Annotated in this window: 31 protein-coding genes and 1 tRNA gene; 23 read left to right on the forward strand and 9 right to left on the reverse strand. The window is 37.6% G+C overall.

Features of this window, described 5'->3' with window-relative positions; all coding sequences use genetic code 11:
- Positions 1–232: 232 nt before the first annotated feature.
- From ACFQ4X_RS07185 to ACFQ4X_RS07200, 4 genes are all read left to right on the forward strand, one after another.
- Entirely contained in the window at positions 233–1,084 is an 852-nt protein-coding gene (locus ACFQ4X_RS07185) for a M15 family metallopeptidase (RefSeq protein ID WP_379834012.1), read from the forward strand.
- A 104-nt stretch (positions 1,085–1,188) separates the two neighbouring features.
- Positions 1,189–1,899 carry a cytochrome c biogenesis CcdA family protein gene (locus tag ACFQ4X_RS07190; RefSeq protein WP_379834013.1) on the forward strand — a complete coding sequence of 237 codons (711 nt, stop codon included), beginning with the start codon at positions 1,189–1,191 and terminating at the stop codon, positions 1,897–1,899.
- 27 nt (positions 1,900–1,926) lie between these two features.
- On the forward strand, positions 1,927–2,382 hold the full coding sequence (locus ACFQ4X_RS07195) for a Na(+)/H(+) antiporter subunit B (RefSeq protein ID WP_379834015.1): 456 nt from the start codon (positions 1,927–1,929) through the stop codon (positions 2,380–2,382).
- A gap of 2 nt (positions 2,383–2,384) precedes the next feature.
- The gene (locus tag ACFQ4X_RS07200; protein ID WP_379834017.1) at positions 2,385–2,849 is read left to right on the forward strand and encodes a CcdC family protein; all 465 of its coding nucleotides are present in this window, start codon (positions 2,385–2,387) and stop codon (positions 2,847–2,849) included.
- Between the two features lie 36 nt (positions 2,850–2,885).
- Here the strand turns inward: ACFQ4X_RS07200 and ACFQ4X_RS07205 are convergent, their stop codons facing one another.
- Positions 2,886–3,311, reverse strand: a complete 426-nt coding sequence (locus tag ACFQ4X_RS07205) for a DUF2621 domain-containing protein (RefSeq protein ID WP_379834018.1) — start codon at positions 3,309–3,311, stop codon at positions 2,886–2,888.
- 26 nt (positions 3,312–3,337) lie between these two features.
- Positions 3,338–3,434, reverse strand: a tRNA-Sec gene (locus tag ACFQ4X_RS07210).
- 500 nt (positions 3,435–3,934) lie between these two features.
- On the opposite strand from ACFQ4X_RS07210, the gene selB reads away from it, so the two are divergent.
- From selB to phnC, 5 genes are read left to right on the forward strand one after another with little or no spacing between them, the layout of a single operon-like run.
- Positions 3,935–5,824 carry a selenocysteine-specific translation elongation factor gene (gene selB, locus ACFQ4X_RS07215; RefSeq protein ID WP_379834020.1) on the forward strand — a complete coding sequence of 630 codons (1,890 nt, stop codon included), beginning with the start codon at positions 3,935–3,937 and terminating at the stop codon, positions 5,822–5,824.
- Between the two features lie 3 nt (positions 5,825–5,827).
- Entirely contained in the window at positions 5,828–6,856 is a 1,029-nt protein-coding gene (locus tag ACFQ4X_RS07220; protein ID WP_379834022.1) for a glycosyltransferase family 4 protein, read from the forward strand.
- Positions 6,853–7,746 (forward strand): phosphate/phosphite/phosphonate ABC transporter substrate-binding protein, encoded by an 894-nt coding sequence (phnD, locus tag ACFQ4X_RS07225; RefSeq protein WP_379834024.1) that lies wholly within the window; start codon positions 6,853–6,855, stop codon positions 7,744–7,746. The genes ACFQ4X_RS07220 and phnD overlap by 4 nt, the downstream gene beginning before the upstream one ends.
- A 9-nt stretch (positions 7,747–7,755) precedes the next feature.
- Complete coding sequence (gene phnE, locus ACFQ4X_RS07230) at positions 7,756–8,514, forward strand: phosphonate ABC transporter, permease protein PhnE (protein WP_379834026.1); 759 nt, start codon at positions 7,756–7,758, stop codon at positions 8,512–8,514.
- An 8-nt stretch (positions 8,515–8,522) separates the two neighbouring features.
- Complete coding sequence (phnC, locus tag ACFQ4X_RS07235; RefSeq protein WP_379834028.1) at positions 8,523–9,260, forward strand: phosphonate ABC transporter ATP-binding protein; 738 nt, start codon at positions 8,523–8,525, stop codon at positions 9,258–9,260.
- 26 nt (positions 9,261–9,286) lie between these two features.
- On the opposite strand, the gene selD is transcribed toward phnC, so the two are convergent.
- The gene (gene selD / locus ACFQ4X_RS07240) at positions 9,287–10,342 is read right to left on the reverse strand and encodes a selenide, water dikinase SelD (protein ID WP_379834030.1); all 1,056 of its coding nucleotides are present in this window, start codon (positions 10,340–10,342) and stop codon (positions 9,287–9,289) included.
- 93 nt (positions 10,343–10,435) lie between these two features.
- Here selD and ACFQ4X_RS07245 point away from each other — a divergent pair, with 93 nt between their 5' ends.
- Positions 10,436–10,672, forward strand: coding sequence for an Rdx family protein (locus ACFQ4X_RS07245; protein ID WP_379837072.1), 237 nt, complete (start codon positions 10,436–10,438; stop codon positions 10,670–10,672).
- Positions 10,673–10,728: 56 nt separating this feature from the next.
- Positions 10,729–12,111, forward strand: coding sequence for an L-seryl-tRNA(Sec) selenium transferase (gene selA, locus ACFQ4X_RS07250; RefSeq protein ID WP_379834032.1), 1,383 nt, complete (start codon positions 10,729–10,731; stop codon positions 12,109–12,111).
- Positions 12,112–12,306: 195 nt separating this feature from the next.
- On the opposite strand, the gene ACFQ4X_RS07255 is transcribed toward selA, so the two are convergent.
- Positions 12,307–12,447, reverse strand: a complete 141-nt coding sequence (locus tag ACFQ4X_RS07255) for a small acid-soluble spore protein P (RefSeq protein ID WP_066289807.1) — start codon at positions 12,445–12,447, stop codon at positions 12,307–12,309.
- A 78-nt stretch (positions 12,448–12,525) separates the two neighbouring features.
- Here ACFQ4X_RS07255 and ACFQ4X_RS07260 point away from each other — a divergent pair, with 78 nt between their 5' ends.
- A complete protein-coding gene (locus tag ACFQ4X_RS07260) occupies positions 12,526–12,783 on the forward strand; it encodes a hypothetical protein (protein WP_379834034.1) in 258 nt (85 codons plus the stop codon).
- Here the strand turns inward: ACFQ4X_RS07260 and sspO are convergent.
- Positions 12,780–12,950: a small acid-soluble spore protein O gene (gene sspO / locus ACFQ4X_RS07265; protein WP_077364495.1), complete on the reverse strand. Its 171-nt coding sequence runs from the start codon at positions 12,948–12,950 to the stop codon at positions 12,780–12,782. The genes ACFQ4X_RS07260 and sspO overlap by 4 nt on opposite strands.
- Positions 12,951–13,031: 81 nt before the next feature.
- Positions 13,032–13,220 (reverse strand): DUF378 domain-containing protein, encoded by a 189-nt coding sequence (locus ACFQ4X_RS07270; protein WP_379834036.1) that lies wholly within the window; start codon positions 13,218–13,220, stop codon positions 13,032–13,034.
- Positions 13,221–13,505: 285 nt separating this feature from the next.
- Between ACFQ4X_RS07270 and acnA the strand changes: the two genes are divergently transcribed.
- Complete coding sequence (gene acnA / locus ACFQ4X_RS07275) at positions 13,506–16,232, forward strand: aconitate hydratase AcnA (protein ID WP_379834038.1); 2,727 nt, start codon at positions 13,506–13,508, stop codon at positions 16,230–16,232.
- A gap of 42 nt (positions 16,233–16,274) precedes the next feature.
- Here acnA and ACFQ4X_RS07280 read toward each other — a convergent pair whose 3' ends face one another.
- Positions 16,275–16,403 (reverse strand): FbpB family small basic protein, encoded by a 129-nt coding sequence (locus ACFQ4X_RS07280; RefSeq protein WP_077364491.1) that lies wholly within the window; start codon positions 16,401–16,403, stop codon positions 16,275–16,277.
- Between the two features lie 401 nt (positions 16,404–16,804).
- On the opposite strand from ACFQ4X_RS07280, the gene ACFQ4X_RS07285 reads away from it, so the two are divergent.
- From ACFQ4X_RS07285 to ACFQ4X_RS07305, 5 genes are all read left to right on the forward strand, one after another.
- A complete protein-coding gene (locus ACFQ4X_RS07285; RefSeq protein WP_066241162.1) occupies positions 16,805–16,948 on the forward strand; it encodes an acid-soluble spore protein N in 144 nt (47 codons plus the stop codon).
- A gap of 105 nt (positions 16,949–17,053) precedes the next feature.
- Complete coding sequence (locus ACFQ4X_RS07290) at positions 17,054–17,563, forward strand: hypothetical protein (RefSeq protein WP_066289822.1); 510 nt, start codon at positions 17,054–17,056, stop codon at positions 17,561–17,563.
- 68 nt (positions 17,564–17,631) lie between these two features.
- Complete coding sequence (gene tlp / locus ACFQ4X_RS07295; protein ID WP_066289823.1) at positions 17,632–17,868, forward strand: small acid-soluble spore protein Tlp; 237 nt, start codon at positions 17,632–17,634, stop codon at positions 17,866–17,868.
- An 86-nt stretch (positions 17,869–17,954) separates the two neighbouring features.
- Positions 17,955–18,377 carry an acyl-CoA thioesterase gene (locus ACFQ4X_RS07300; RefSeq protein ID WP_379834041.1) on the forward strand — a complete coding sequence of 141 codons (423 nt, stop codon included), beginning with the start codon at positions 17,955–17,957 and terminating at the stop codon, positions 18,375–18,377.
- Positions 18,377–18,673 carry a hypothetical protein gene (locus tag ACFQ4X_RS07305; protein ID WP_379834043.1) on the forward strand — a complete coding sequence of 99 codons (297 nt, stop codon included), beginning with the start codon at positions 18,377–18,379 and terminating at the stop codon, positions 18,671–18,673. Before ACFQ4X_RS07300 ends, ACFQ4X_RS07305 begins: the two co-directional genes overlap by 1 nt.
- 4 nt (positions 18,674–18,677) lie before the next feature.
- Here ACFQ4X_RS07305 and ACFQ4X_RS07310 read toward each other — a convergent pair whose 3' ends face one another.
- Complete coding sequence (locus ACFQ4X_RS07310) at positions 18,678–18,971, reverse strand: HesB/YadR/YfhF family protein (RefSeq protein WP_379834045.1); 294 nt, start codon at positions 18,969–18,971, stop codon at positions 18,678–18,680.
- Between the two features lie 157 nt (positions 18,972–19,128).
- On the opposite strand from ACFQ4X_RS07310, the gene asd reads away from it, so the two are divergent.
- On the forward strand, positions 19,129–19,980 hold the full coding sequence (gene asd, locus ACFQ4X_RS07315) for an archaetidylserine decarboxylase (RefSeq protein ID WP_379834047.1): 852 nt from the start codon (positions 19,129–19,131) through the stop codon (positions 19,978–19,980).
- A 137-nt stretch (positions 19,981–20,117) separates the two neighbouring features.
- On the forward strand, positions 20,118–20,744 hold the full coding sequence (locus tag ACFQ4X_RS07320) for a uracil-DNA glycosylase family protein (protein WP_379834049.1): 627 nt from the start codon (positions 20,118–20,120) through the stop codon (positions 20,742–20,744).
- A gap of 10 nt (positions 20,745–20,754) precedes the next feature.
- On the opposite strand, the gene ACFQ4X_RS07325 is transcribed toward ACFQ4X_RS07320, so the two are convergent.
- Positions 20,755–22,164, reverse strand: a complete 1,410-nt coding sequence (locus ACFQ4X_RS07325) for a Na+/H+ antiporter NhaC family protein (protein WP_379834051.1) — start codon at positions 22,162–22,164, stop codon at positions 20,755–20,757.
- Between the two features lie 488 nt (positions 22,165–22,652).
- Here ACFQ4X_RS07325 and ACFQ4X_RS07330 point away from each other — a divergent pair, with 488 nt between their 5' ends.
- The 3 genes from ACFQ4X_RS07330 to ACFQ4X_RS07340 all read left to right on the forward strand — a co-directional run bounded on the left by ACFQ4X_RS07330 (position 22,653) and on the right by ACFQ4X_RS07340 (position 25,589).
- The gene (locus tag ACFQ4X_RS07330; RefSeq protein WP_379834053.1) at positions 22,653–24,185 is read left to right on the forward strand and encodes a DEAD/DEAH box helicase; all 1,533 of its coding nucleotides are present in this window, start codon (positions 22,653–22,655) and stop codon (positions 24,183–24,185) included.
- Between the two features lie 300 nt (positions 24,186–24,485).
- Positions 24,486–24,986: a metallophosphoesterase family protein gene (locus ACFQ4X_RS07335; RefSeq protein ID WP_379834055.1), complete on the forward strand. Its 501-nt coding sequence runs from the start codon at positions 24,486–24,488 to the stop codon at positions 24,984–24,986.
- A 60-nt stretch (positions 24,987–25,046) separates the two neighbouring features.
- Positions 25,047–25,589 carry a GNAT family N-acetyltransferase gene (locus ACFQ4X_RS07340; protein ID WP_379834057.1) on the forward strand — a complete coding sequence of 181 codons (543 nt, stop codon included), beginning with the start codon at positions 25,047–25,049 and terminating at the stop codon, positions 25,587–25,589.
- Positions 25,590–25,598 lie beyond the last annotated feature (9 nt).

Below are 25,598 nucleotides of genomic sequence, written 5' to 3' on the forward strand. Positions count from 1 at the left end.
AAATAAATAGCGAATTTCCTGGAGCAGAAATCAACATCTTCTAATAGCAACAATGTTTACGAAAACAGCCAAATAAAAAGAGGGGGACTTAAAAATTTTTATTTTGAGCCACCCTTTTTTTGTCTGAAATTTTTCGAATATATGAATATATTTATTATGTCATTGACTTATTTGCAAATTATCCTATGATAAGATAGCATACATACAAACTGAACTAAAGGATGAGAGTGCTTTGAAGAAATATGTAATAACATCAGTGCTTATCGGAAGCGTGTTAGTCCTCTCTGCTTGTAAACCAGTAGATTGGGCTGAACAACAATGGAACTCGGCATTTAACAACGATTCGAAAGATGAAAAAGCTGAAAAACAAAACGATAATAAACAACAGCAAGACGAGCCGAAAGATGAAACGCCATCTGAAACAGATGGAACTGGAGAACAGGATCAGCAAGCAGATCTTCCTTGGCTAAATGAAACCGTTACTGTTTCAGGTGATGGGAAAGCAATTGTTCAAAACTTAGATGACATGCTTATTGTCGCGAATAAAGAAAGAAATCTTCCAGAAGACTATGAACCAGCCGATCTGGTAATTCCTAATGTTCCTTTTCCTTTTAAAGAGGATCTGCCTAAAAAGAAATTAAGAAAAGAAGCTGCATCCTCTGTAGAGATGTTATTTAAAGCTGCTGAAGAACAAGGGTTAGAACTCCTTGCTCAGTCAGGATACCGCTCTTACGATACTCAGGTTTCGATTTTCGCTTACAATGCAGATCAATTTGGCGAAGAGAAAGCCAATCAAACAAGTGCGCAGCCTGGACAAAGCGAGCACCAGACTGGCCTTTCGCTCGATGTGACTTCACCACAAGTAAATTATGAACTAGTAGAGAAGTTTGGTGAAACGAAAGAAGGAAAGTGGCTTGCGGAAAATGCTTATAAATATGGATTCATTATTAGATACCTTAAAGGCAAAGAAGATATAACAGGATATCAGTATGAACCATGGCACCTAAGATATGTTGGAAAAGAACATGCAAAAGAAATTCATGAACGCGGAATAACGTTAGAAGAATATTTAGAAAAGCCATAAGTATATTATAAGACAGCCTGTTTGAGGGCTGTCTTTCTTAATGATTGAACAAAACGGCTATTTTCATTAAGATAGAGAGAGAATGTATAAAGGAGCTTCTGCTTATGACCGATCTAAATATTTGGCTTGCTTTCGGAGCCGGGCTGCTGTCTTTTATTTCACCATGCTGCTTGCCGTTATATCCAGCATTTTTATCTTATATCACCGGAATATCAGTTCAGGAACTAAAAGAAGAACAAGCGATGCTCAGAAAGAGAGCGCTATTACATACAGCATTTTTTTTATTAGGGTTTTCCGTTATATTTATCGTGCTTGGTTTGTCTACAACGATAATCGGAGAAATCTTTGTTGAGTATCAATCTTTATTAAGGCAGATCGGAGCCATCATAATTGTCTTTTTCGGTTTGGTAGTTATGGGCTTTATCTCACCTGAATTTTTGATGAAGGATAAAAAGATGAAGTTCCAGTCAAGACCAACGGGTTATTTAGGTTCGGTTTTGATAGGAATCGGTTTTGCTGCAGGCTGGACACCGTGTATGGGGCCGATCCTTGCAGGTGTTATAGCACTCGGTGTATCAAATCCTGCTGCTTCATTAACTTATATGATTGCTTATGTTTTAGGATTTGCTGTTCCATTTTTTGTTTTAAGTTTCTTTTTGGACAAACTAAAATCAATTAAAAAATTTAATCGTCAATTTATGAAAATCGGCGGAAGCCTTATGGTTATAATGGGGGTCCTGCTTTATTTTAACTGGATGACCCAATTGACTTCGTTTTTAATCAACCGTGTTTTTGGAGGTTTTCAAGGTTTTTAAGAGCAACATAGGAAGGGGAATTGCAACATGTCATCACGCTCAAATGATCTTATCTTAAAAACAACAACAAATATAATAGTTTTTGTTATTTTAGCCTTCTCTGTAAATATGTTATTTTCAGGCCATAATGCACCTGGGGGAGGTTTTATCGGTGGTCTGATGGGAGCGGGAGCGTTTTTGCTTCTTTACATCTCATATGGACTTCAGCCGGTACATAGAATCTTACCGATCAATTTTAACTATATGATTGCTGCAGGATTGCTGACGGCAATTTTAACAGGTGCCGGATCTTTTGTTTTAGGAGTACCGTTTTTGAGTCATTCCTTTGGTTATTTTTATTTTCCGCTGTTAGGGAAAACAGAACTTGCTACTGCAATGCTGTTTGATCTTGGTGTTTATCTAACGGTAATCGGAGTAACCATGACGATCATCCTTTCCATTGCAGAAGACAAAATTGAAAAAGTGGAAGAGGAAGGTAACTGACCGTGTTTTTTATAGCAAGTACTTGTTTTGCCATCATAATGGCAGTTATTATTTTTAATTTCAGAATGAGGGAAACGAGAGAACCTGTAACATCTAGAAAAATAATAATTCCTCCTTTAGCTATGAGCACAGGCTTTCTTCAATTTGTATTTCCTGCTTTTCGCATCACTTGGATCGAAGCAGGGGAGGCCTTTTTAGTAGGAATTATGTTTTCCATCTTCCTGATCATGACAAGCAAGTTTGAAATAAAAGGAGACCACGTATATCTCGTCAGGTCTAAAGCTTTTATCTTCATTATTATCGGACTGTTTGCCATAAGGTTAGGACTAAAATGGTATATTGGTTCTTCCATATCAATCTTTGAAACGAGCTCATTATTTTTTATTGTAGCCTTTGGTATGATATTGCCTTGGCGTTTAGCTATGCTAGTTTTATTTATGAAAAAGAAGAACGAGATCGCTTTATAGAAAAAACCCCTGAATCTTTTTTGGATTCAGGGGTTTTTATGCGAGCAGTGATTGATAGGGTTTAATATCAATATTTTTCTTCTTTAGTGTTTTAATCAGCCATTTATGATCACGTTTTGGCGTAGCGATGATATAGCCTCGTATGATTAAATCCTCTGTCATAGAACTAGCGTTTTCTGCTAATGCGAGTTCGCCGATCTTTCCTGCGATCTTCTCTTTTGCGACATCACGGAAAAGTTCAGGAACTGGAGCTACTAATTCATTTAACAGTTTCTTTTGATCCTCGGTCCATAAGTGAATCGTTTCGTTAATATAATGTTCTTGCCAATCCAAGATGGATTTACCATCTTCTTTCGGAAGGCGCTTTAAAAACTTCCGGAACATGAAATAACCGCCAATGGCAAACATCGTAAATAAAAAAACGGACCATAGAACGATAAAGGTGATGAACCATCCAGACAATGCGTCCACCTCATATGTATTTTATTTGGCGGGACCATGTGGGAATCGAACCCACCGGAGACGGCACGCGCCTCCCAAAAGGTTTTGAAGACCCAGGCAAGCACCAGCTACACATCTGGCCCCAAGTTATGCCTTAGAATAAACGACAGATTTCATTTATTCACAAAGACTAGTATAGACTATTAAAATTTAAAATCCAAGTACATTGTATTCACTTTCTAAAAGAAACGAAGGTGGGGGAGGGGATTTTTTGTTTGTTGAGACAACTCCAAATTGGAAAATAGATAGAAGGTCAAGATGATCTTCTTTTTATTTTGGATTTTAATTACCAGCCACTGATACAGTTCGGCAACCTCGACTATAACAGTTTTCCTTGTATAACAGATGCTGATTAGCGCTATAACAGTTCCACCTGTGGACAACTGTGAATAACTTTAATTGTGGATAACCTGTGAGTATCCAGTGGTGAATATTTATACATGTATGCATAAAGGATTTGGGAAATAATTTTATTTGACCAATGCAAAATGATACTATAAACATAGAAGAAGTAATATATCTTGTTTTTTCACATCTGTTTTCATAAAGTGGTAAAAGAGTATTACATATAGGTGGTTTAAACGATGACAATAAACTATTATACAATCGGCATGGCAGGACATATCGACCATGGAAAAACAACTCTTACAAAAGCATTGAGCGGTGTTGATACAGATACTTTGAAAGAAGAGAAAGCGCGTAAAATCACTATAGAACCAGGTTTTGCGCCATTTCCTTTAACGGACAGCATTCATACATCAATCGTAGATGTGCCTGGTCATGAAAAATTAATTCGCCAGATGATTGCGGGAGTTGCTGGAATCGACTTGGTATTGTTGGTCATAGCTTCTGATGAGGGCGTCATGCCCCAAACGAGAGAACATTTTGAGATTCTTTCATTTCTTGATATACAAAAGGGAATGATTGTTGTTACAAAGTCCGATTTGATTGATGATGAAATGAAACTCCTTATTGAAGATGAAATCTCTGAGCTTACTAATGATTCTGTTTTTCAATCGTTTCCCGTTCATTTCGTTGATAGTCTTTCTATGAACGGTATTGATGATTTGAAAAAATCAATCGCTAGTCATTTGGAGGAAACAGAAACGAGATCTGCGTCCGGACCATTCCGCTTGCCTATTGACCATATTTTTTCGGTGAAAGGACAAGGGACTGTTGTAAGAGGTACAGTGTACGAAGGTGAGGTCCATGAAGGAGATGAGCTGGAGATTCAGCCAGGAGGCGAAAAAGTTAAAGTAAGAAAACTGCAGGTTCACAAAGAGAATGTACAGAATGCAAGAGCAGGTCAAAGGGCTGCTATCAATCTTTCTGGGGGCTCGAAGCTGGATTGGAAAAGAGGTCATGTCTTACTGACTCCAGGTGTTTTTTCAGTGACAGATACAGTTGATCTTGTTTTAACAACGGGTAAAGAATGGGCAGGCAAATTAAAGCAGCGAACACAAATTAAGTTTTATACAGGAACAGCTGAAGTAATGGGGAAGCTCGTATTCTTTGATAGAAACGAACTTGAAAACTCTGCAGATCATGTTTTTTGCCAAGTGCGTTTAGACGAACCAATCGTAACGAAGCGAGGCGACCGTTTTATTATTCGCCGGCCTTCTCCTGAAGAAACTATTGGAGGCGGTGAAGTAATTGATCCAAACGGAGCTGCTTATAAATTTGGGATTGATACGATTCGAATGCTTCAGGAGAAATTCGAGGGAACACCTAGTGAAAGAGTTATACAAACACTTCAGAAAAAAGGATCTTTGACAACAGGAGAATTAGTGAAACTTACTGGTATTGAAGAAGCTGTATTAGATAGGATTTTACAAGAACTTATAGAGTTGAAGGCAATTTTTTATATTAGTGGCTATTATAATGATGAAGTAACAATTAAACTATCGGAAACTGATCTTATTCAAAAATTAACCCTGTTTCACGATGATTATCCTTTAAGGCAAGGTATTCCAAAGGCAGAGGTTGTACAATCGTTAAAAGGCAAGCTTCACCAGAAAGTAAGCAGCGGTTTTATTGAGAAATTGATACAGTTATCTACTATTAGAATAACTGACCAATTTGTTCATTTGCCGGCATTTAAACCCCACTATCCGAATAAATGGGAAAAACGCATGTCCCAAGTTGCAAGTATCCTAGAAGAAAAGCAGCTTGAACCTGATGATTTACTGGCAATCTATCAAGCACATCAATTACCAGAAAATCTCTACTCGGATTTTAAATATTTTTTAATTAATCATGATAAAGCACTTGTTTTGTTTGACGATGTTCTAATTGGGAAGGATACATTCGATTCTGCAGTCGATCTATTAAAAAGCCAGACAGAGCAAAGTTTTACTGTTCAAGAAGCAAAAAATGTTCTCAATACTTCTAGAAAGTTTTTGATTCCGATTTTGGAATGTATGGATTCAAAAGGGTATACTGTGAGAGATGCTAACTTAAGGAAATGGGTGTAAGGATTGAAAGATAGTGCATTAAAAGTAATGTTTTTCACCCCGTATTTTCATCAAAATCGCGGGAATTCAACGACAGCGAGAAGAATTCAGCACGGTTTAAAAAAAGAGAATGTTTCTGTTTTCGTGTATGCGTATGAAGAAGAAGAGCTCACACAAGAGATTCGTGAGCAAATGGAAAATGCAGATGTTTTTCATATATTGCAATTTGCCCGTTTTTTAAAATGGTCACAAAAACATCAAATTGAATTGAATAAACCATACATGGTCACTTCAGGCGGAACAGATATTAACCATTCGTTAAAAGAGGATGAAAAAATTTATGCGCCTCTTTTACATAAAGCAAAGGCAGTTACAGTATTTACTAAGAAGGCAAAAGAATCACTCGTAAATGATCATGGATTTTCAAATGAGGTCATACATGTGATACCGCAAAGTGTTTATTTACCTGAAAAAGCGGATGATACTAAGCTAATGCTGCCTAAAGGCCATCCAAGAATTTTATTGCCTGCCGGCTTGCGGAGTATAAAAGATGTGCTCTATGCAATTCCTGCTTTAGTAAAATTAAACGCTGAATATCCGCAAATTGTGTTTTTGATATTAGGAGCAAACCTGGATGAATCGGTATATGAAGAAGTTAGAAATGCTTGTAGAGAATATGAATGGCTTCATTATCTGCCTGAAATAGATTTGTCAAAGATGAAAGAAGTTTACCAGTGGGCTGACATTGTCATAAATACATCTATTTCAGAAGGACAGCCAACTTCTTTGCTGGAGGCAATGATCGAACATAAACCTGTTATTGCTAGAGATAACACAGGAAATACAAGTATTATCAAGCACAAAGTAAACGGCATGATATTTCGTGACGTAAACGGACTGTATGATTCTTTGAAACAACTAGTATCAGATAAAGCTTTTGCACAAAAAGTGATCCAAAACGGGTATCAGACTGTAATAGAGAACCACACTATGGATAAGGAAATCAAATCATACATCACTTTGTATGAAACAATAAAGGAGAGAAATAAATGAAAAAATTAGGTTTGTTGTTTGTAATTCTAGCACTCTTAATTTCTGCGTGCGGTACAAAGGAAGAAAATAAAGATAAAGGTGCAGGCAATAAAGATGGAGTGTTCACAATAGGAGTTATTCCTGCTCAAACAGAAGGTGAAATGAAAGGAGCGCTTGATAAGCTTCAGAATATTTTAAGCGAAAAAATGGATCGTGAAGTAAAGATTACTTCTTACCCTGACTACAATGGAGTAGTGGAAGCAATGAATTATGAGAAGATTGATATGGCATATTTCGGACCTCTTACATATGTGGTTGCTCAAGAGGAAAGCGGAGCAAAAGCAATCGTAACACAGCTGATAAAAGGAGAACCATTTTATTATTCTTACTTAATTACTCATAAAGACAGTAAATATGAGAGCATTGACGATATGATTAAAGATGTCAATAAAGTAAAATTTGCTTTTGGTGACCCTTCTTCAACATCTGGTTCCTTAATTCCGGGTATCAAGCTTAAAGATGAAGGTGTTTATAAGAGTGAAGCTGAGAATGATTTTAAAAATGTAAGATTCACTGGATCACATGATGCTACTGCACTTGCCGTTCAAAACAAACAAGTTGATGTCGGAGCGATCGATAGTGCCATCTATGACAAGCTGGTGGAAGAAGGTACAGTTGATGGCAAACAGTTTAAGGTAATTTGGAAGTCTGAAAAGTTGTTTCAATATCCTTGGGCAGTTGCAAAAAATACAGACAAGGAAACAATGAAACAGCTGCAAGATATTTTCTTAAGTATTAAAGACAAAGAGATCCTTGATGCATTCGGAGCCACCGGTTTTACGAAAGCGGAGAACAAAGATTATGAAAGTATCCGCAAGGCTGCTATAAAAGAAGGTATGATCCAAGAATAGAGGGGAACAATGGTTTGGTTTAAAAAGAGACAGTTCTTTGTCTTTCTCATCATTGCGGTTCTCGCAGCTTATAGTATGAGATTGACAGAGTTTGACCTTTCTAAGTTTCAGGACTTTGAAAATATGGGAGACTTTCTTTCAAAATGGTTTCCAATGAACACAGAAAGTCTTCCTTACTTATTTACAGAAAGTGTTTTGACGATATCAATCGCATTTTTGGGGAGTTTGTTCGGATTGATCATTGCACTTCCATTAAGCTTTCTTGCAGCACGAAATACGAGCGGGCATCGCATTATTTTTGCGGCAACTCGGTTCTATCTTAGTTTTTTACGATCTGTTCCAGAATTTGTATTTGGCTTGATATTATTAACCACATTAGGACTCGGACCATTTCCAGCAGTAATCGCGATTGTACTGCATAACATTGGAGTGCTAGGAAAGCTCATCTCAGAGCTGATTGAAGCGGCTGATAAAGGTCCGATGGAAGCGATGTCAGCAGTAGGGGCTAAACGCTGGATCGGCAATTTATTTGCAATTCTGCCTCAAATCTGGCCAAATGTTCTGTCTCAATTTTTTTACCGATTCGAAGTTGCTATTAGGACTTCCCTCATATTAGGTCTGATTGGCGGAGGCGGAATCGGGCAGCAGCTTTTTATTCATTTTAAGACATTTCAATATCAGCTAGTGTCTGTAGATGTTCTGTTAATAATGATCATGGTGATTTTAGTAGATTACATTGGCGGAAAAATACGGGAAAAGGTTATTTAGGTGGTAAGATGATCAAATTCGAAAATGTTTCAGTTTTATATCCTGGTGCAGCAGAACCAGCCTTGAAAAATTTGAGTATCCATTTTAACCAAGGGGAGTTCGTATGTGTATTAGGGAAGAGCGGCGCAGGGAAATCTACGTTTATTCGCTGCATTAACGGACTTCAGCCAGTATCAGAAGGAACAGTAAAATGGAATGATAAATCGCTGTCAGAAATGACTCCTAAAGAGAATTTAGAGATTCGCCGCAAAACGGGAATGATTTTTCAGCATTTTAACTTGATTCCAAGAATGAGTGTTGTTCAAAACATATTAACAGGGTTGTTTGGCTATAAAAAATCCTATGAAAATCTGCTGGGATTATTTAATTCAAATGAAAGAATGTCTGCTTTAGAAGCTATTGATCAAGTTGAATTAACAGTGGAGCCAACCAGAAGAGTAGAGAATCTTAGCGGGGGACAAAAGCAAAGGGTAGCAATAGCAAGGGCACTTATTCAAAATCCTAAAGTATTTCTAGGAGACGAACCTGTTGCAAGTTTAGATCCTGGTACGGCTGAGAGGATTTTTCATCTTTTAAAAGAAACTCATATAAAGCGAAACTTAGTATCCATTATCAATGTTCATGATGTCGTTCTTGCAAAAAAATTCGCGACAAGAATTATTGCTTTGAAAAAAGGAAGACTCATTTTTGATGGTGCCCCAGAAAAATTTGACGAAAAAGTTTATGCTGCAACATATAACCAGTAAAAAAACTCCGGAAACCCGGAGTTTTTTTAGTTAGCAATAATCGGCTTTTCAGTTAGTTTTGTAACTTTTCCAACAATACTTGCATTCTTTCTGCCTTTTGAATGAAGACGTTTGATATATTCATCCGCTTCATCTTTAGGCATACTCACTAATAGTCCCCCGGAAGTTACGGCATCGCATAGTATATGCTGCTGCCATACCTCGAGGTGATCACCATACGACACGTCTTCTTTAATCCAGCGATGATTTGCTTTTGATCCGCCAGGGACGACTCCTTCTTGAGCGAGTTCTATTGTGCCAGGAAGTAAAGGTACGTCTTCAAAATTGATGTGAATTGAAATGCCACCGGTGCCTTTAGCCATTTCTGCGGCATGACCGAGCAGGCCGAATCCAGTAACATCTGTTACAGCATGAGGTGAAAGACCTTCTAAACATTCGGCAGCTGTTCTATTAAGTTCTGCCATTGTTTCAGTCACAAGCTGAAGCTGTTCAGATGAAAGCTTGTCTTTTTTAATAGCGGTTGTCTGTATGCCTACCCCAATTGGCTTCGTTAAAACGAGTGCATCACCGGGTCTTGCACCAACATTTTTGAAAACCTTAGAAGGATGTACGAGGCCGGTTACAGATAGACCAAATTTAGGCTCAGCATCGTCTATGGAATGTCCGCCTACAAGGACTGCGCCAGACTCTTTTACTTTGTCTGCGGCACCTTTAAGAATTTCTGCTAATACATCGTGACCTAATACCGCTATCGGGAAACCTACGATATTCATTACGGTAGTGGGACGTCCGCCCATCGCGTAGACATCGCTTAAAGAATTTGCGGCAGCAATCTGACCAAACATATACGGGTCGTCAACGATCGGCGTGAAGAAATCAACAGTCTGTATCATTGCAAGTTCGTCTGTTAATTTATAAACTCCGGCATCGTCGGATGTATCAAGACCTACTAAAAGGTTAGGGTCATATTCTCTTTCTGGTAAATGACGCAAAACTTGCGCCAGGTCTTCAGGACCAATCTTGCATCCTCAGCCACCTTTTGATGACAGATGGGTAAGCTTTACTTTGTCTTTGCTCGTCATATGTATAACGCACCTCCTATAGGTAGTATAAACAATTTTTTTGTTTATTGGCTAAGGATATACTAAAATAGTCTTAAAAAAGGAGGATGAATGATGAAGGTAAGTATCGAATTCTGCATGATGTGAAACTTTGCACCAAAAGCCGCGAGTCTCGCGGAGGACCTTTTTAGCCATTTCCGTTCACAAATTCCATCACTTGAGCTTATACCTAGTTCAGGCGGGGTGTTTGAAGTATCTGTTAATGGCAGTAAAATCTATTCGAAAAAAGAAACTGGAGAATTTCCGGATCACGAATGGATCATTCAAGAACTTGAAAAATTGAATGCTTAAATGGAAAAATCCTCCTTTAAGGATATCTGTTTAAGCCTTTTAGGAGGAGTTTCATTTTGATTAAATCAGACCTTTTAAGGCAGTTGCCTGCGGTTCATGAAGTCACTAAAGAAATCAGTCTTGAAGTGAACGGTATAAATGAAAAGGAAATAACACGTGCTGTTCAGGATGCAATAGCATTCTGGCGCAATCGTATACAAACTGATTGGAATTCCATTGACTTGAACGCTGATATTCAAGGACTCATCAAAGATACAATTCGAAATAAATTAGCCAGTCCTAAAAATCAGATTCGCACAGTTATAAATGCGAGTGGCGTTGTGATTCACACTAATCTGGGAAGATCAAGGCTAAGTGAAAACGCAGTTAAAAGGATGACAGAAACAGCCTGTATGTACTCGAATCTGGAGTATAACCTAGAACAAGGAAAAAGAGGTTCAAGACACGATCTGACTGAGGATTTAATAAAGAAATCGACTGGTGCAGAAGCAGCCCTTGTAGTAAATAATAATGCTGCTGCAGTTTATCTTATTTTAAAAGCTCTTGCGAAAAATAAGGAAGTTATTGTTTCCAGAGGCGAGCTTGTTGAGATAGGCGGGTCCTTCCGTGTGTCATCGATCATGGAAGAAAGCGGTGCGCTTTTAAAAGAAGTGGGTACCACGAATAAAACTCATTACGCCGACTATGAAACAGCCATAAATGAAAATACAGGCATGGTGATGAAAGTACATACGAGCAATTTTAAAGTTATTGGATTCACAAAAAATGTTTCTTCAGCTGAGTTGATGGAACTAAAAGCAGATTCACCAGAAGTTATCATCTATGAAGATCTGGGGAGCGGGGCACTTTATCCATTTCAAGCTCATGGAATCGGTGAAGAACCTTTAGTTTCTTCTATAATTAATCAGGGAATTGATTTAGTTTCTTTTAGTGGTGATAAGTTGTTAGGCGGTCCGCAGGCCGGGATCATTGCAGGTAAAAAGAAATATATAGATATCTTAAAGAAACATCAGCTCGCACGTGTGCTTCGTGTAGATAAATTTACAATCGCAGCATTGAATGAAACATTGAATACGTATCTTAATGAAGATTTTTTATCGATTCCGACCGTGCGGGATATTTTAAAAACGCCAGATGAGATTAAAATAAGAGCACTTAAATTAATGGGGCAGATTGATAATCGGGACAATTTACAGATGAATATCATTGAAGACTTTTCAAGAGTTGGCGGAGGCACAATGCCTGAAGTGAAATTGCCAACATATTGCCTCGTTTTAAAACATGATAAGGGTGCATCTTATTTGACAAACCTGTTACGAGAAAACCGAGTGCCGGTAATTGTTAGAATTAAAGATGACGAAGTTCTGCTGGATCTAAGAACAGTTACAGAGGAAGAAGAATCAATTCTAATAGAAGCAATAAATTCAGTTACTGCTTGAAGACTAATTTCTAGTTTGGTAAAAAATGTAAAATCATGCGATGAAGAGCAACTTTTATGTAATTCATTAGTTTTTTTAAATGATTAAATGTGATAATTATGTGATGATAAGCATTTTTTATGTGATTGTGGCTTTTAGCGTTAAAAAAACAGAACGGGCTATCCCAATGGGGCTAGCCCTTCTTTTTATTAATTCTTAACTGCCTTGACCATGATTTTGTCTTGTATGGTTTCTCTGTTTTACCTTTTTAGACCCGCTCATTGGTGCGGGCTGTCCAGGATTTTCACCTTTAGGGGCATTTTTTCTAATATCTTTAAATGTATTGTGTTCTCCCATAAAATTGCCCTCCTCTTGAATAATAATTATTTAAAATGGAAGCTTAAAGGTATATCAAACCAAAAAAGGAAGGTTATTATGCCATATCACAAAGATAAGCAGCAAGCATACCAAGCAGCAGAACAAGGATATCATCATGCACTTGAGGTATCTAAGCAGTTAAATGCTTCTAACAGTGAATACGGTGTTTTTTATTCTCATTTTTTGACAGAGAATGAAAAGGCACGACAGCAGATTGAAAATGCCCTTGAAACAGCATCAGAACACCAGCATTCACAGCTGAAAAATTATTTGAATGAATTAGAACAGCTTCAAAATCAATTTCCAAAACCTTAATGACGTTTTTTCGTTTTTTTATTGTTTTGACGTTCAGCTTCACTTAGTTTTTCGTTAGGCAGAGTTAGAGCTTCGTTTCCGAATTCTGTTTCGTACCCTGCGCCTTTGCCTTGAGCTTTAGCAGCGTTCATGCCAGGACGTACATGATTTGCTTTATTTCTTCCCATGATTATTTCACCTCCGTTTTCTTAGTGTGTACAAAATAAAAAAAGAAGAAGCACTCCAAAAAAAGGAGTGCTTCATCTGCTTCACGATTTATATTTTGATAAAAGCATCCATAACCCTGAAAGCCCGATTAAACTATAGATAACCTTTGTAACTGTGGCAGCGCTTCCAAAAATTTCTGTAACTACATTAATTTCAAAAAGACCGACTAATCCCCAGTTTAATGCTCCGATTAAAACAAGTAATGCTGCTAATTTTTTTAACCAATCCATCCTATTCCCTCCGATCTTATTGCGGCATTTTGATGAAGGAAAAAAATAAAACAAATTGTATTGCATACTTCAATATATGTTTATTAAAATTAAACGGTGCTCAATCACTCATAAGTAAAACTTATGTCGTTTGATAACGATTAACTATTTTACTTATGAAAGGGTTTTACATATGATTATAAGGGGAAAAAAGTTTTTATGTGATTTACTAGGGAATTGAGCACATTTTTTCGACAATTTTTCTCATAATCGTGTATGATTGTTACTGAAGGGAGAGAGTGGAGCATGAAAATGAATGATGTATTTAATGCCCGTTCTACTTTTGATGTCAACGGTAAGCAATATAGCTACTACCGTTTAGGAGCGTTAGAAGAAGCGGGAATTGGTAACGTATCAAAGTTGCCTTACTCTGTAAAAGTTTTATTGGAATCTGTACTTAGGCAGTATGATGGAAAAGTAATTAACAAAGAGCATGTTGAAAACCTTGCTAAATGGGGGACAAGTGAACTCAAAGATATCGATGTTCCTTTTAAGCCATCTCGTGTTATCCTCCAAGACTTTACAGGAGTGCCAGCTGTAGTTGATTTAGCTTCACTTCGTAAAGCAATGAAAGATATGGGTGGAGATCCTTCACAGATCAATCCTGAAATTCCGGTTGATCTTGTTGTAGACCACTCTGTTCAGGTTGATAAAGCAGGAACTGAAGATTCTTTGGCATATAACATGAACCTTGAATTTGCTCGTAACGAAGAGCGTTATAAGCTATTAAGCTGGGCTCAATCAGCATTTGATAACTACCGTGCAGTTCCTCCGGCAACAGGTATCGTTCACCAAGTTAACTTAGAGTACTTGGCACCAGTTGTTCTTACAAGTGAATCAGAAGGCGATACAATTGCGTTCCCTGATTCATTAGTTGGTACTGATTCACATACTACAATGATCAATGGTTTAGGTGTTCTCGGTTGGGGTGTAGGAGGAATTGAAGCAGAAGCTGGAATGTTAGGACAGCCTTCTTATTTCCCTGTGCCTGAAGTTATCGGTGTTAAACTTACTGGTTCACTTCCAAACGGAACAACTGCAACTGACCTTGCATTAAAAGTAACGCAAGTTTTGCGTGAAAAGAAGGTTGTAGGAAAGTTCGTAGAATTCTTCGGACCTGGTCTTGCGGAAATGCCGCTTGCTGACCGTGCAACAGTATCGAACATGGCACCTGAATATGGTGCTACTTGCGGATTCTTCCCTGTAGATGAAGAAGCGCTAAACTACTTGAGACTGACTGGCAGAACAGAAGAACAAATTCAGCTAGTAGAAGCATACTGCAAAGAAAACGGATTATTCTACACTGCAGGCGATGCTGATCCTGAATTTACAGATGTTGTTGAAATCAATCTTTCAGAGATCGAACCAAACCTTTCTGGACCAAAACGTCCTCAAGATTTAATTCCTTTATCTCAAATGAAAGACAGTTTTAATAAAGCTCTAGTTGCTCCACAAGGGAATGCTGGCTTTGGATTAACAGCTGATGAGATCAATAGGGAAGTTAAAGTTAAGCATCCAGGAAATGAAACTTCTACAATGAAAACTGGTGCTGTAGCGATTGCTGCTATTACAAGCTGCACGAACACATCTAACCCGTACGTAATGCTTGGAGCAGGTCTAGTTGCTAAAAAAGCAGTTGAAAAAGGATTGAAGGTACCTGGCTATGTAAAAACATCTTTAGCTCCAGGTTCTAAAGTTGTAACTCGTTATCTTGAAGAAGCTGGCTTGATGAGCTACATGGACCAATTAGGGTTTAACCTTGTTGGCTACGGCTGTACTACATGTATCGGTAACTCCGGTCCATTAGCAATTGAAGTGGAAAATGCAATTTCTAAAAATGACTTAACAGTTGCTTCAGTTCTTTCTGGAAACAGAAACTTTGAAGGACGTATTCACCCGCTTGTAAAAGCAAACTATTTGGCTTCACCACCATTGGTTGTTGCTTATGCACTTGCAGGAACTGTCAACTTCAACTTGCAATCTGATTCTTTCGGAACAGATAAGGACGGCAACGAAGTTTATTTTAAAGATATCTGGCCAACTTCTGAAGAAATTAATGAAGCAATGAAGCAGGCTGTTACACCTGAATTGTTCAAAAAAGAATACGAACGTGTATTTGATGAGAACGAACGCTGGAATGAGTTGAAGACTTCAGCAGATCAGTTATACTCATTTGATACTTCTTCAACATATATTCAAAACCCGCCATTCTTCGAAGAACTTTCAGCAGAGCTTAAAGAGATTCAGCCTCTTAAAGATCTAAAACTGATTGCTAAGTTTGGTGATTCGGTAACAACAGACCACATTTCTCCAGCAGGGGCAATTGGCAAAGATACACCAGCAGGAAGATATTTAATTAAAAATGGAGTAGAGCCTCGCGACTTTAACTCATATGGTTCTCGAAGAGGAAACCATGAAGTAATGATGCGCGGAACGTTTGCTAACATTCGTATCCGCAATGGTGTTGCTCCTGGAACTGAAGGAGGCTGGACAACTTACTGGCCTACAAATGAAGTTATGAGCATTTATGATGCAGCAATGAAATATAAAGAAAACGGTACTGGCCTTATGGTTATCGCAGGAAAAGATTACGGTATGGGATCATCCCGTGACTGGGCTGCAAAAGGTACAACGCTGCTAGGTATTCAAACTGTTCTAGCTGAAAGCTTTGAGCGTATTCACCGCAGTAACTTAGTGCTTATGGGAGTTCTTCCTCTTCAATTTAAAGATGGAGAGAACGCTGAAACATTTGGCTTAACAGGTAAAGAGACATTCACTGTACAAGTTGATGAGACAGTTAAACCACGTGACCTTGTAAAAGTTACAGCTGTTTTTGAAGACGGAACGGAAAAATCGTTTGAAGTTGTTGCACGTTTCGATAGTGAAGTTGAGATTGAATACTACCGTCATGGCGGTATCCTTCCAATGGTACTTCGTAATAAGCTTGCACATTCTTCACAAAAACAAAATTAACATAAAAAAATCCTTTGCCATGATCGGCAAGGGATTTTTTTTTCAGCCATTTCTTGTATGCTTTTCATCCAGCTTTTTTTCAAGCTGTTCGAGATAAGATTCATCTTTTAACAGCTGGCGTTTGTTTTCATTTACAAGTTCACGAAAACTCATCTTTCGGTTCTTTCTCATAATGGCACCTCTAAATATAAGATATTACCAATATTGCCTAATTAAATTCAAAATAATCAAATTGTGCAAAAATAAAACTTTGATTTTTTGATTTTTATTTTGGAAATTAAGAAATGTAATAATTATAGAAAGTTGTTTATTCAATATGTACAAATATTGTTTTGTTCATTTCAGAACAACAGAGTGAAAATGAAAAATTTTTTTCTCAGTTAAACGAAATAAACCCACGGTAAAGCTTAATAATCCCATGTTAATTTAAATTTAACCACGAGTCGACACCCATCGCGACAAAAAATCTCGATCACTTTTTATCATCATCCGCAAATTAGGAATTGTTCCATCATGCATAGAGCCAATTATTTAAAGGAAAAGTAAAAAGAAGACGAAAGGGGGTAAGACCTTTGAGTAATCCAAAACGCTTTCCAGAAGATTTTGTTCCAAACCATATTGGCACACAGCCAAGAGAAAGCAATAGCAACAACGGAAAAAAGATGGCGAATAAGTCACATGATCATGCTGACTATGTTCCTCCAAAAGGCAAATAAAATAAAAATGTAAATATTCCCTCCTCCTAATTTTCACATGGACTCCCATATATTAAAGATTTTGTCGAAAAAATGTATGTAGTGAAAGAATTAGGAGGGGTACGTTTGATTACGGCATCTGTCAAACCATTACCTGTATCACATAATAAAGATGATCAGGATTATTTATACCGTCAGCTTGAAATTGAAATGCAAAGGTTAGGACATCTAGTTCCATTTCGTGAAGAATTGAACTGGGATAAAGAAGTTACTACGATGGAACTTGGAAATGTTGAAACGTTAGAAAAGCTAAAAAAAGCTGCTGCGAAAAATGATGGGGTATTTTTATTTTACGCAAAGCTTACAAAAGGAACGGTCTATCAGCACATCATCCTACATCCAAATACGGAAGGATTTTATTTGCCTTTTCGATTTGAAGAACCTTTTCAAATTACTGTAAAAAACAAAAAATATTGGATTGGTTCTTCTATAAGACTTGCCGAAGAGCTTGCCTGGCTTGAAATTACGATGAAAAATTCCGAAGATGAAAGCGTTGTTGAGTATTGGAAGTATCTTACGGATCTTTGTAAAAGCAGTATTGAGAACATGAGTCCAATATTGCTGCAAAAAAATTAGAGAATAAGTTATTTGGTTTATTGCAAACACTATGGTGAATTCACTTCAAATAAAAAGGAGAATACATCATGCAAAAACCAAACAAAGATGACCGCAGCAATAACGTTGAGCGCTTAGAGCAAATGGTCGAAAATACACAGCAAAACATTCAAGAAGCTAATGAAACAGCTGATAACACGAATTTAACTGCTAGCCAAAAAGAGCAGATTAAAGAAAAGAATCAGCATAGACAAGAATCGATCGAACAGTTTCAGATTGAAATCCAGGAAGAAAAAGCCTACAGAGAAGGCAATGATCTTCAATAAATGGAAGACCGGCATAATGCTGGTCTTTTTTTGCTTTTTCTACTAAAGTGGAAAGAAAAAGAGCAAAAAGGGTGGATATAATACAAATGAAGTTTATTGAAACAATTGTTGATGTAAGATATGCAGAAACAGATCAGATGGGTGTCGTATACCATGCAAATTATTTAGTATGGTTTGAAATCGGAAGAACAAAACTCATCGAGTCTCTCGGATTTAAATATGCTGATATGGAAGCACAAGGTATCCTTTCTCCTGTAACTGGCATTCAAGCATCATATAAAAAACCGTTAACATATGGTCAGCAGGCGATTATCAAAACTGCGATAAAAGAATATTCAGGTATTAAAGTAGTATATGCTTATGAGATTTATAACGAAAATCATGAGTTGTGTGTAACGGGAGTTTCTACGCATGTTTGTGTAAAAAAGGAAAACTTCCGTCCGATCTCTATAAAGAAATACTTTCCTGAATGGCATGAAGCATATGTAAATGCGAGCAGTGGATCATAATGGCATTTGGAATAAACAGATCTCAGCTTAAGAAATGGAAATCGGAAGTGGAAGCAGGTCAAATTGCTTTTATTACACACTTTTGGCTTGATCCGCGTTTTCCGCATGAAAAGAGTGTAACAAAGGTTGGCTGCAAGGATCTACAGAAATTAATAACGTGGGGAAGTAAATATGGGTTAAAAGCAGAGTGGATTCATGAAAGAGATGCTTATCCCCATTTTGATCTGATCGGGGATAAGCAAAGAATTATAATGGAACAGGAAGGACGTATGAATGAGCTTCAAAAGTTTTTATAACTTCCTATTTCATTTCGTTATGAAATTCAAATTGAATTTCATCGTTTTTAACTGAAACAGTTAAATCATTTTGGTCAAAGAACCATTCATCTTCTTCTTCGATAAAAAACTCATGATTTTGTATGCCTAATACAACTGCTGGGTGCTTTGGTGTATCTTTATTAATTCCAAGAGAAAATCCATCTTGAACTGTGCTGCAGCCTCCTAAGCGGACAAAAAAACGAATTTTTTTACCTTCTACTGCTTGAAGATCTTTAATGATATATCCTGCTGTTTCTTCGCTCATGTGAATTTTCAAATGAGAACACTCCTTATGTCTGCTCAGATTTAATTGGTGCTATTGTGACATATGCTTATTTAATTAACAATAAAAATGCCTTTTCATCTATGTTAAAATGGTTATAATAAGTTATAGCGATCATTTGACAGGATCTAACATATAAAGGGGAAATTAAATGAAACAACGAGTTGCAAGGTTAGTCTTAACCTTATTGCCGCAAAATAAAATTTCATCAATCGTCGGTAAAGCTGGACGTTCGAAACTAAGCAAACGATATGTGAAACGTTATGCTAAACATTATAAAATTAACCTATCTGAAATAGAGAAGCCTATTCATGAATATGCCCATCTTACTGAGTTCTTCTCAAGAAAACTTAAACAGGACGCACGGCCGATTCGCGGTGAAGATTCAGAGGCCATTTCACCTGTTGATGGACTTGTTACTCAAATGGGACGTATTGAAAAGGGTACGATCATCCAGGCGAAAGGAATATCATACCCTGTACAAAAACTCCTTGCAGATGAAGGTAACGCAGACTTCGAGAGCGGTCACTTTATAACCATTTATTTAAGTCCGAAAGATTATCATCGTATCCACATGCCAGTTAAAGGGGAAGTTTATAGTTCTACGTACATTCCGGGACGTCTTTTCCCAGTTAATGATATTGGTGTTAATCATGTTAAAGGACTATTTACCAAAAATGAACGTGTAGTTACATTTGCTGAAACAGATTATGGCAAGCTCGCAATCGTAAAGGTGGGAGCATTTATTGTTGGAAGTGTAAAGGTTAAATATGATGACAAAGTTCGTAAATGGAAGAAAATCATGAAAACGAACGTTGCTCCTGTAACATATGAAAAAGGAGATGAAGTAGGTCACTTTGAGTTTGGATCTACGGTCATCTTATTGTTTGAAGATAAGGATTTTTCATTTGATAAATCCCTTGCTGTCGGAAAGTCTGTGCGCATGGGCGAAATTATTGGAAAACATCCAGCTTCTTCAAAACAGAAAGAGTTCAGCTTCTAATTAAATTGTTTTTGCCCCGCGGAAAGTAAGCATCCTGGGGCGGAAATCAAGCAGCAAATTTTATCAAAACATCCAAAAATATATCCGGCAGACATTCGTTTGCCGGATTTTTACTTTGAGTAAGAAAGGAGTTTACCATGCTTAGAATAAAAGAATTTTTTGAAAATGCAAAAGCCAGTTACAGTGTGCCTGATATTGCCCTTGATTCCAAATTGATCTTTATATTGGAATCCCCTCATAAAGAAGAACTAAAGGCAGGAGTGCCTCTTGCCGGGCTTTCAGGAAGATCAATGGCAAAGGCACTTTTTTTGCAGGAAGATATACTTCCTATGGGAAAATATTTAAAACAGCTTATGCAAGATGAAAAACAGACTTTTTACGGAATTGTCAACGTTTGTCCTTTTCCTCTGCAGCAATCAGCTTATCCTGAAACAGAATTTATTCAAAAATATAAAAACGAATTGGAAATTGCAGAAACTATCCGTAAAAGCACAGCAAATCAATTTAGAGATGAAAATAAAGCGCTGTTCAATGAATTGCTTATCCATGATTTCCAAGATCGATTGATAAGAACGATTGAAGATGATTCGATTATCGTGCCTTGCGGAAAATTTGCTGAAAAGTATGTGAATCAATTAGCAATTAGGGACAAGCTGAATATAATTAAAGGAGTGCCGCATCCTTCTTATAATTCTTGGTCAAGAGAACGGTATAGAAACGTTATTCAAATTGTCAGGGATCAAGAAATAAAACGAACCTCCTAAATCAGGAGGTTCAAAAGAAAAAGACCGTAACACCATATAGTACTGCTGTAATACCAGCAGCAATAAGTGCGGGTTTCAGTTTGTAACGTGCATATTTAATTACTGATAAATTTAATATCCGCGCGATCGTGTTCGTATCGTCGCTTAGCGGGGAAGCAAAAGCTCCAAAGGTACCACTCGCAAAAACTGCTCCAATCACGAGTGGCAGTGATACGCCAGCAACTCCTGCCATTGAAACCCCAAGAGGCATTAAAATCCCCCAAGTCCCCCAAGCAGAACCAATGAAATAGGACACTGTACAGCCGAATAAGAACAATAAAGGTACAATTACTGAAGCCGGGATCCATCCTGCGTATTTTGTAACAAAGGCAGAAAAACCGAGCTCTTCCGTCACAGAGGAAAGCCCCCAGACTACAGCCAGCAAAACAATTACGCTCATAAGCTCATTGCCTCCGAATATAAAACCATTCAATAGATCTCCTGTTTTCATACGCTGTATTCTTAAAAAGAGGAACGTAAAGATCGAGGTGAACAAAAGAGCGATCAGCATAGCATCCATAACATCTGCTGAAATGAATGCTTTTATGAATCCTCCAGATTTTTTATAGCCATCCCACCATGTCAGGAGAAGAGTGAGAGAAACGACTAAGATTAAAGGGATTATTAAATTCCAAGGTTTGTTAGGCAGCTCTTTTCCGACGGCAGGATCACAATTATGCCAATCATCATCTTCTTTATCTCCAACGTGATCTGGATCGCTTTCTTCCGTCGATTTTGAATGGTGAAAGAAACTTAAATAAACACCAACTATAATCATTACGAACGAAAAGAAGTTATATGGAATGCTTTGAATAAATAACGTATATGGATCTCCGCTTAGATTCTCATTTTTAAGTGAGATATCTACGATAGATGTCATATAGCCGACGAAAGCTGTAGCGATTGGTATTAAAACTATGATAGGCGTGGCTGTTGTTTCAATAACAAAGCCGAGTTCTTGTGTTGACATTTTCACCTTTTTTAACAATGCTCTCATTATAGGAGCGATGGTTACAAAACGGAAACTCGGTGCCGCAAAAGTTCCGATGGTTGAAGCATAAGTTAAAAAAAGAGCACCTTTTTTAGTTTGAATTCTGCTAGATGCTTCTTCAACAAACCCCCTGATGCCGCCGGAAAGCTTTATCATCGAGATCAATCCTGAAAAAGCATACAAAAAAACTAAAATTTTAATGTTCTTAGGGTCAATCAATCCTTTTACAAGAAACTGGACCATTTTCTCAAGTCCTCCTACAAAAGTAGGTTTAAGGAGATAAGAACCTGTTAAAAGTCCTGCAATCAAGCCTGGCAGCACTTGTTTTGTTTTTATGGCGATTGGTATTACAACTAAAAACGGTATGACTGAAACCCAGCTACTGCTCATAAAAGCCCTTCTTTCGCACGAAGTCATAAGATTAGCGTGTGATGGTTTCAAAAAAATATTCTGCTTAAACTATAAACAAATATTTTTAAAGGGCTTTTTCATGTTTCAATAAGTGCTGCATTGGTTAAAATAGTACCGTTATCATTTAAACACAAGTAATTTAAATACTTTTCACTAAAATAATTAAATGGTTCTTGTGATGTAAAGAGTTGCATTTATTATGGTTACGTGATAAGTTTAACAACGGAATATATATGGACGGAACAAGTTTGAATTACGGATAGCCTTGTAACTATTAACTTTTAATTTTTACGCATATTCACATGGCTAAGCATTTCCAGTCAATTAAACCAGCGGAAATGCTATTTTATGTGCAAATCATGATGTATTTTGAAAACAATTTGGCTGACACCTTAAATAATTAATCACATGTCAGGTCCACGAGGTTATCGTATAAACCTTTTTCGTCAAGAAAAGGAGATAGAACATTGACAACATTTCAAGAATTGGGACTTAGTCCCGAGTTGCTTCAATCAATCAACAATATGGGGTTTGAGGAAGCAACACCAATTCAGCGTGATACAATTCCTACAGCATTTAAAGGTACTGACTTAATTGGTCAGGCTCAAACAGGTACTGGGAAAACAGCTGCCTTTGGAATTCCGCTAATTGAAAAAATGGATACAAAATCACGACTCGTGCAAGGTATCGTTTTAGCACCGACAAGAGAATTAGCTGTTCAAGTTGCTGAAGAACTTAATAAAATCGGACAATTTAAAGGTATTAAAACTCTTCCGATCTATGGTGGACAATCGATTGTTCGACAAATTAAAGCATTGAAAAACGGACCGCATATCATTGTAGGAACACCAGGTCGAGTTCAAGATCATATCAACAGAAAGACATTAAAGCTTGATAGCGTTCATACAGTGGTATTGGACGAAGCTGATGAAATGTTAAACATGGGGTTTGTTGAAGATATCGAAAAGATCTTAGAAAACGTTCCAACAGAACGCCACACGATGCTTTTCTCTGCAACAATGCCAAAACAAATTCAAAACCTTGCTGCAAAATTCATGAAAGATGTTTTACTTATTAAAGTAAAAGCTTCTGAAATGACAGTTAAGAACATTGAACAAGAATATGTTGAAGTGAAAGAACGTCAAAAGTTTGATGCGCTTTGCCGCTTCATGGACATTCACTCTCCAGAGCTTGCGATCGTTTTCGGACGTACGAAGCGCCGTGTAGATGAATTATCTGAAGCATTGAGTAAACGTGGATATTCAGCTGAAGGTATCCATGGTGATCTTCCGCAAGCAAAACGTGATAAAGTATTGCGTGCATTTAAAAACAATACAATCGAAGTGCTTGTTGCTACAGACGTAGCAGCACGCGGTCTTGATATCTCTGGTGTATCTCATGTATATAACTTTGATATCCCTCAAGATCCTGAAAGCTACGTTCACCGTATTGGACGAACTGGACGTGCAGGGAAAACAGGTTATGCATTAACGTTTATTACTCCACGTGAGATCGATCACTTATATACGATTGAAAAAATCACTAAGCGTAAAATGGTTAAACGAGTGATTCCTTCAGTTTCTGAAGCAATGGAAGGACAACAGCAGATTACACTTGAAAAGTTGATGGAAGTTGTTGAAGAAGATAACTTTAGCGGTTATAAGCAAACAGCAGTTGAATTATTGGAAGAGAATGATTCTGTTACGCTTTTAGCAGCTGCTTTAAAACTTCTTACAAAAGAGCCTGATACAACTCCGATCAACTTAACAGACGAGCCGCCTTTATCAGTTAAAAAGCGCCGTCCAAACAATCGTTTCTCTGACCGCAGACGTTCTGGTTCTGGAGGCAAAAGAGAAGGTGGAGGCGGAAGAGACCGTCGTTCTGGCTTCTCAAAAGGTGAAAGAAGCGGATCTCGTGAAGGCGGAAGCCGAAGCGGAGGACGTGACCAGTCATACCGTTCACAAAAACGCGTGCGTGAAGATTTTAAAAATAGAGGATAAATGAATCGACAAAAGCAAGGGGACTTTCAAGTGTCCCTTTGCTTTTTTTATAGGCTTTTTTCTAAAAGATACTTGTTTTTGAATCATTTTTAAGAAAATCCTTCTTTGATAAGTTGATTGTAGGGGAAGGTGCGAGACTCCTGCGGGACCCGAGGGACAGGTGAGACCCCGACAGTGCGAAGCGATAGGGAGGCTCACCGCACGCCCCGCGGAAAGCGAGCACCTGAAGCGGAAATCAACCACTTCCTATAGCAACAAAGTTTACAAAAACAGCTTTTATAATTAAGGAGGATAGCTGCAATGAAGAAGATATTGATTTTAGCTGATACTCATATGCCAAAAAAAGCTATTGCACTTCCTGAACAACTCATAAGCGTATTAAAGAAAGATGTGGATTTAATCATTCATGCAGGAGACTGGTCGGAAAAATCTGTGTATGAGGAGTTAAGTCTCTATGCTCCCGTTTATGGCGTAAGAGGGAACGCAGAAAAAGATGAATGGGCTAAACAGCTCCCTGATAAAAAGGTGCTGCAGGCAGAACATATAAAAATCGCAATCGTACATGGCCATCTGGGAAAAGGAAGAACTACACCAGATAGAGCTTATCAATCATGTATTGATGATAAACCAGACCTGATCGTTTTTGGTCATTCACATATCCCTTTTATGGAGAAGCGGGATGAGATCATCTTATTTAACCCGGGTTCACCCACCGATAAACGGAGGCAGAAAAAGTTCTCTTATGGCTTATTAACGATAAATTCTAATGAGAATGAATTACAGCACCACTATTTTGCATAATGAATGACAAGATATGAAAAAGACATAATAAGAAAATATTGACAAGGGAGGAAATGGTGTATGCAAAGCGGGGAAACTTTTTCTTTTGAAGCTAAAAACGGAGAAACGATTATATTGCGTCCAGTAGCTGAAAGTGATGCCAAAGATATAATAAAGCATGTTGAGACCATTGTTAAAGCAGGAAGATATCTTCAAAAAGAAGAACCGCGCTCTTTAGAAGAGGAAATTAAATTTATACTTGAAACAAAGTTAAAAGGTAACATGTACACAGCCGTTGAACGCAAAGGAAAAGTCGTTGGGATCGCAAGAGTTTTAAAAGGCGAACTCGAGATGAAAAAACATACCGGTATATTCAGGACGTGGATTCACCCAGATTCCCAAGGTCTCGGGATTGGCAAACAAGTCATGAATTATACTTTAAGATGGGGACGTACAAACAACTTACATAAGTTATGGCTGACTGTTTTTTCAGGAAATGAGAAAGCAGTATTGGTATATGAAAAAGTTGGATTTATTACAGAAGGCAGACAAAAGAATCAGGTGATTATTGATGGGAAATTTGAAGATGAGATTTTTATGGCATATTTTTTTGAATCGAAGTAAGAGAATTAG

This window comes from Fictibacillus halophilus (genome assembly GCF_042680145.1).
Lineage (GTDB): Bacteria > Bacillota > Bacilli > Bacillales > Fictibacillaceae > Fictibacillus > Fictibacillus halophilus_A.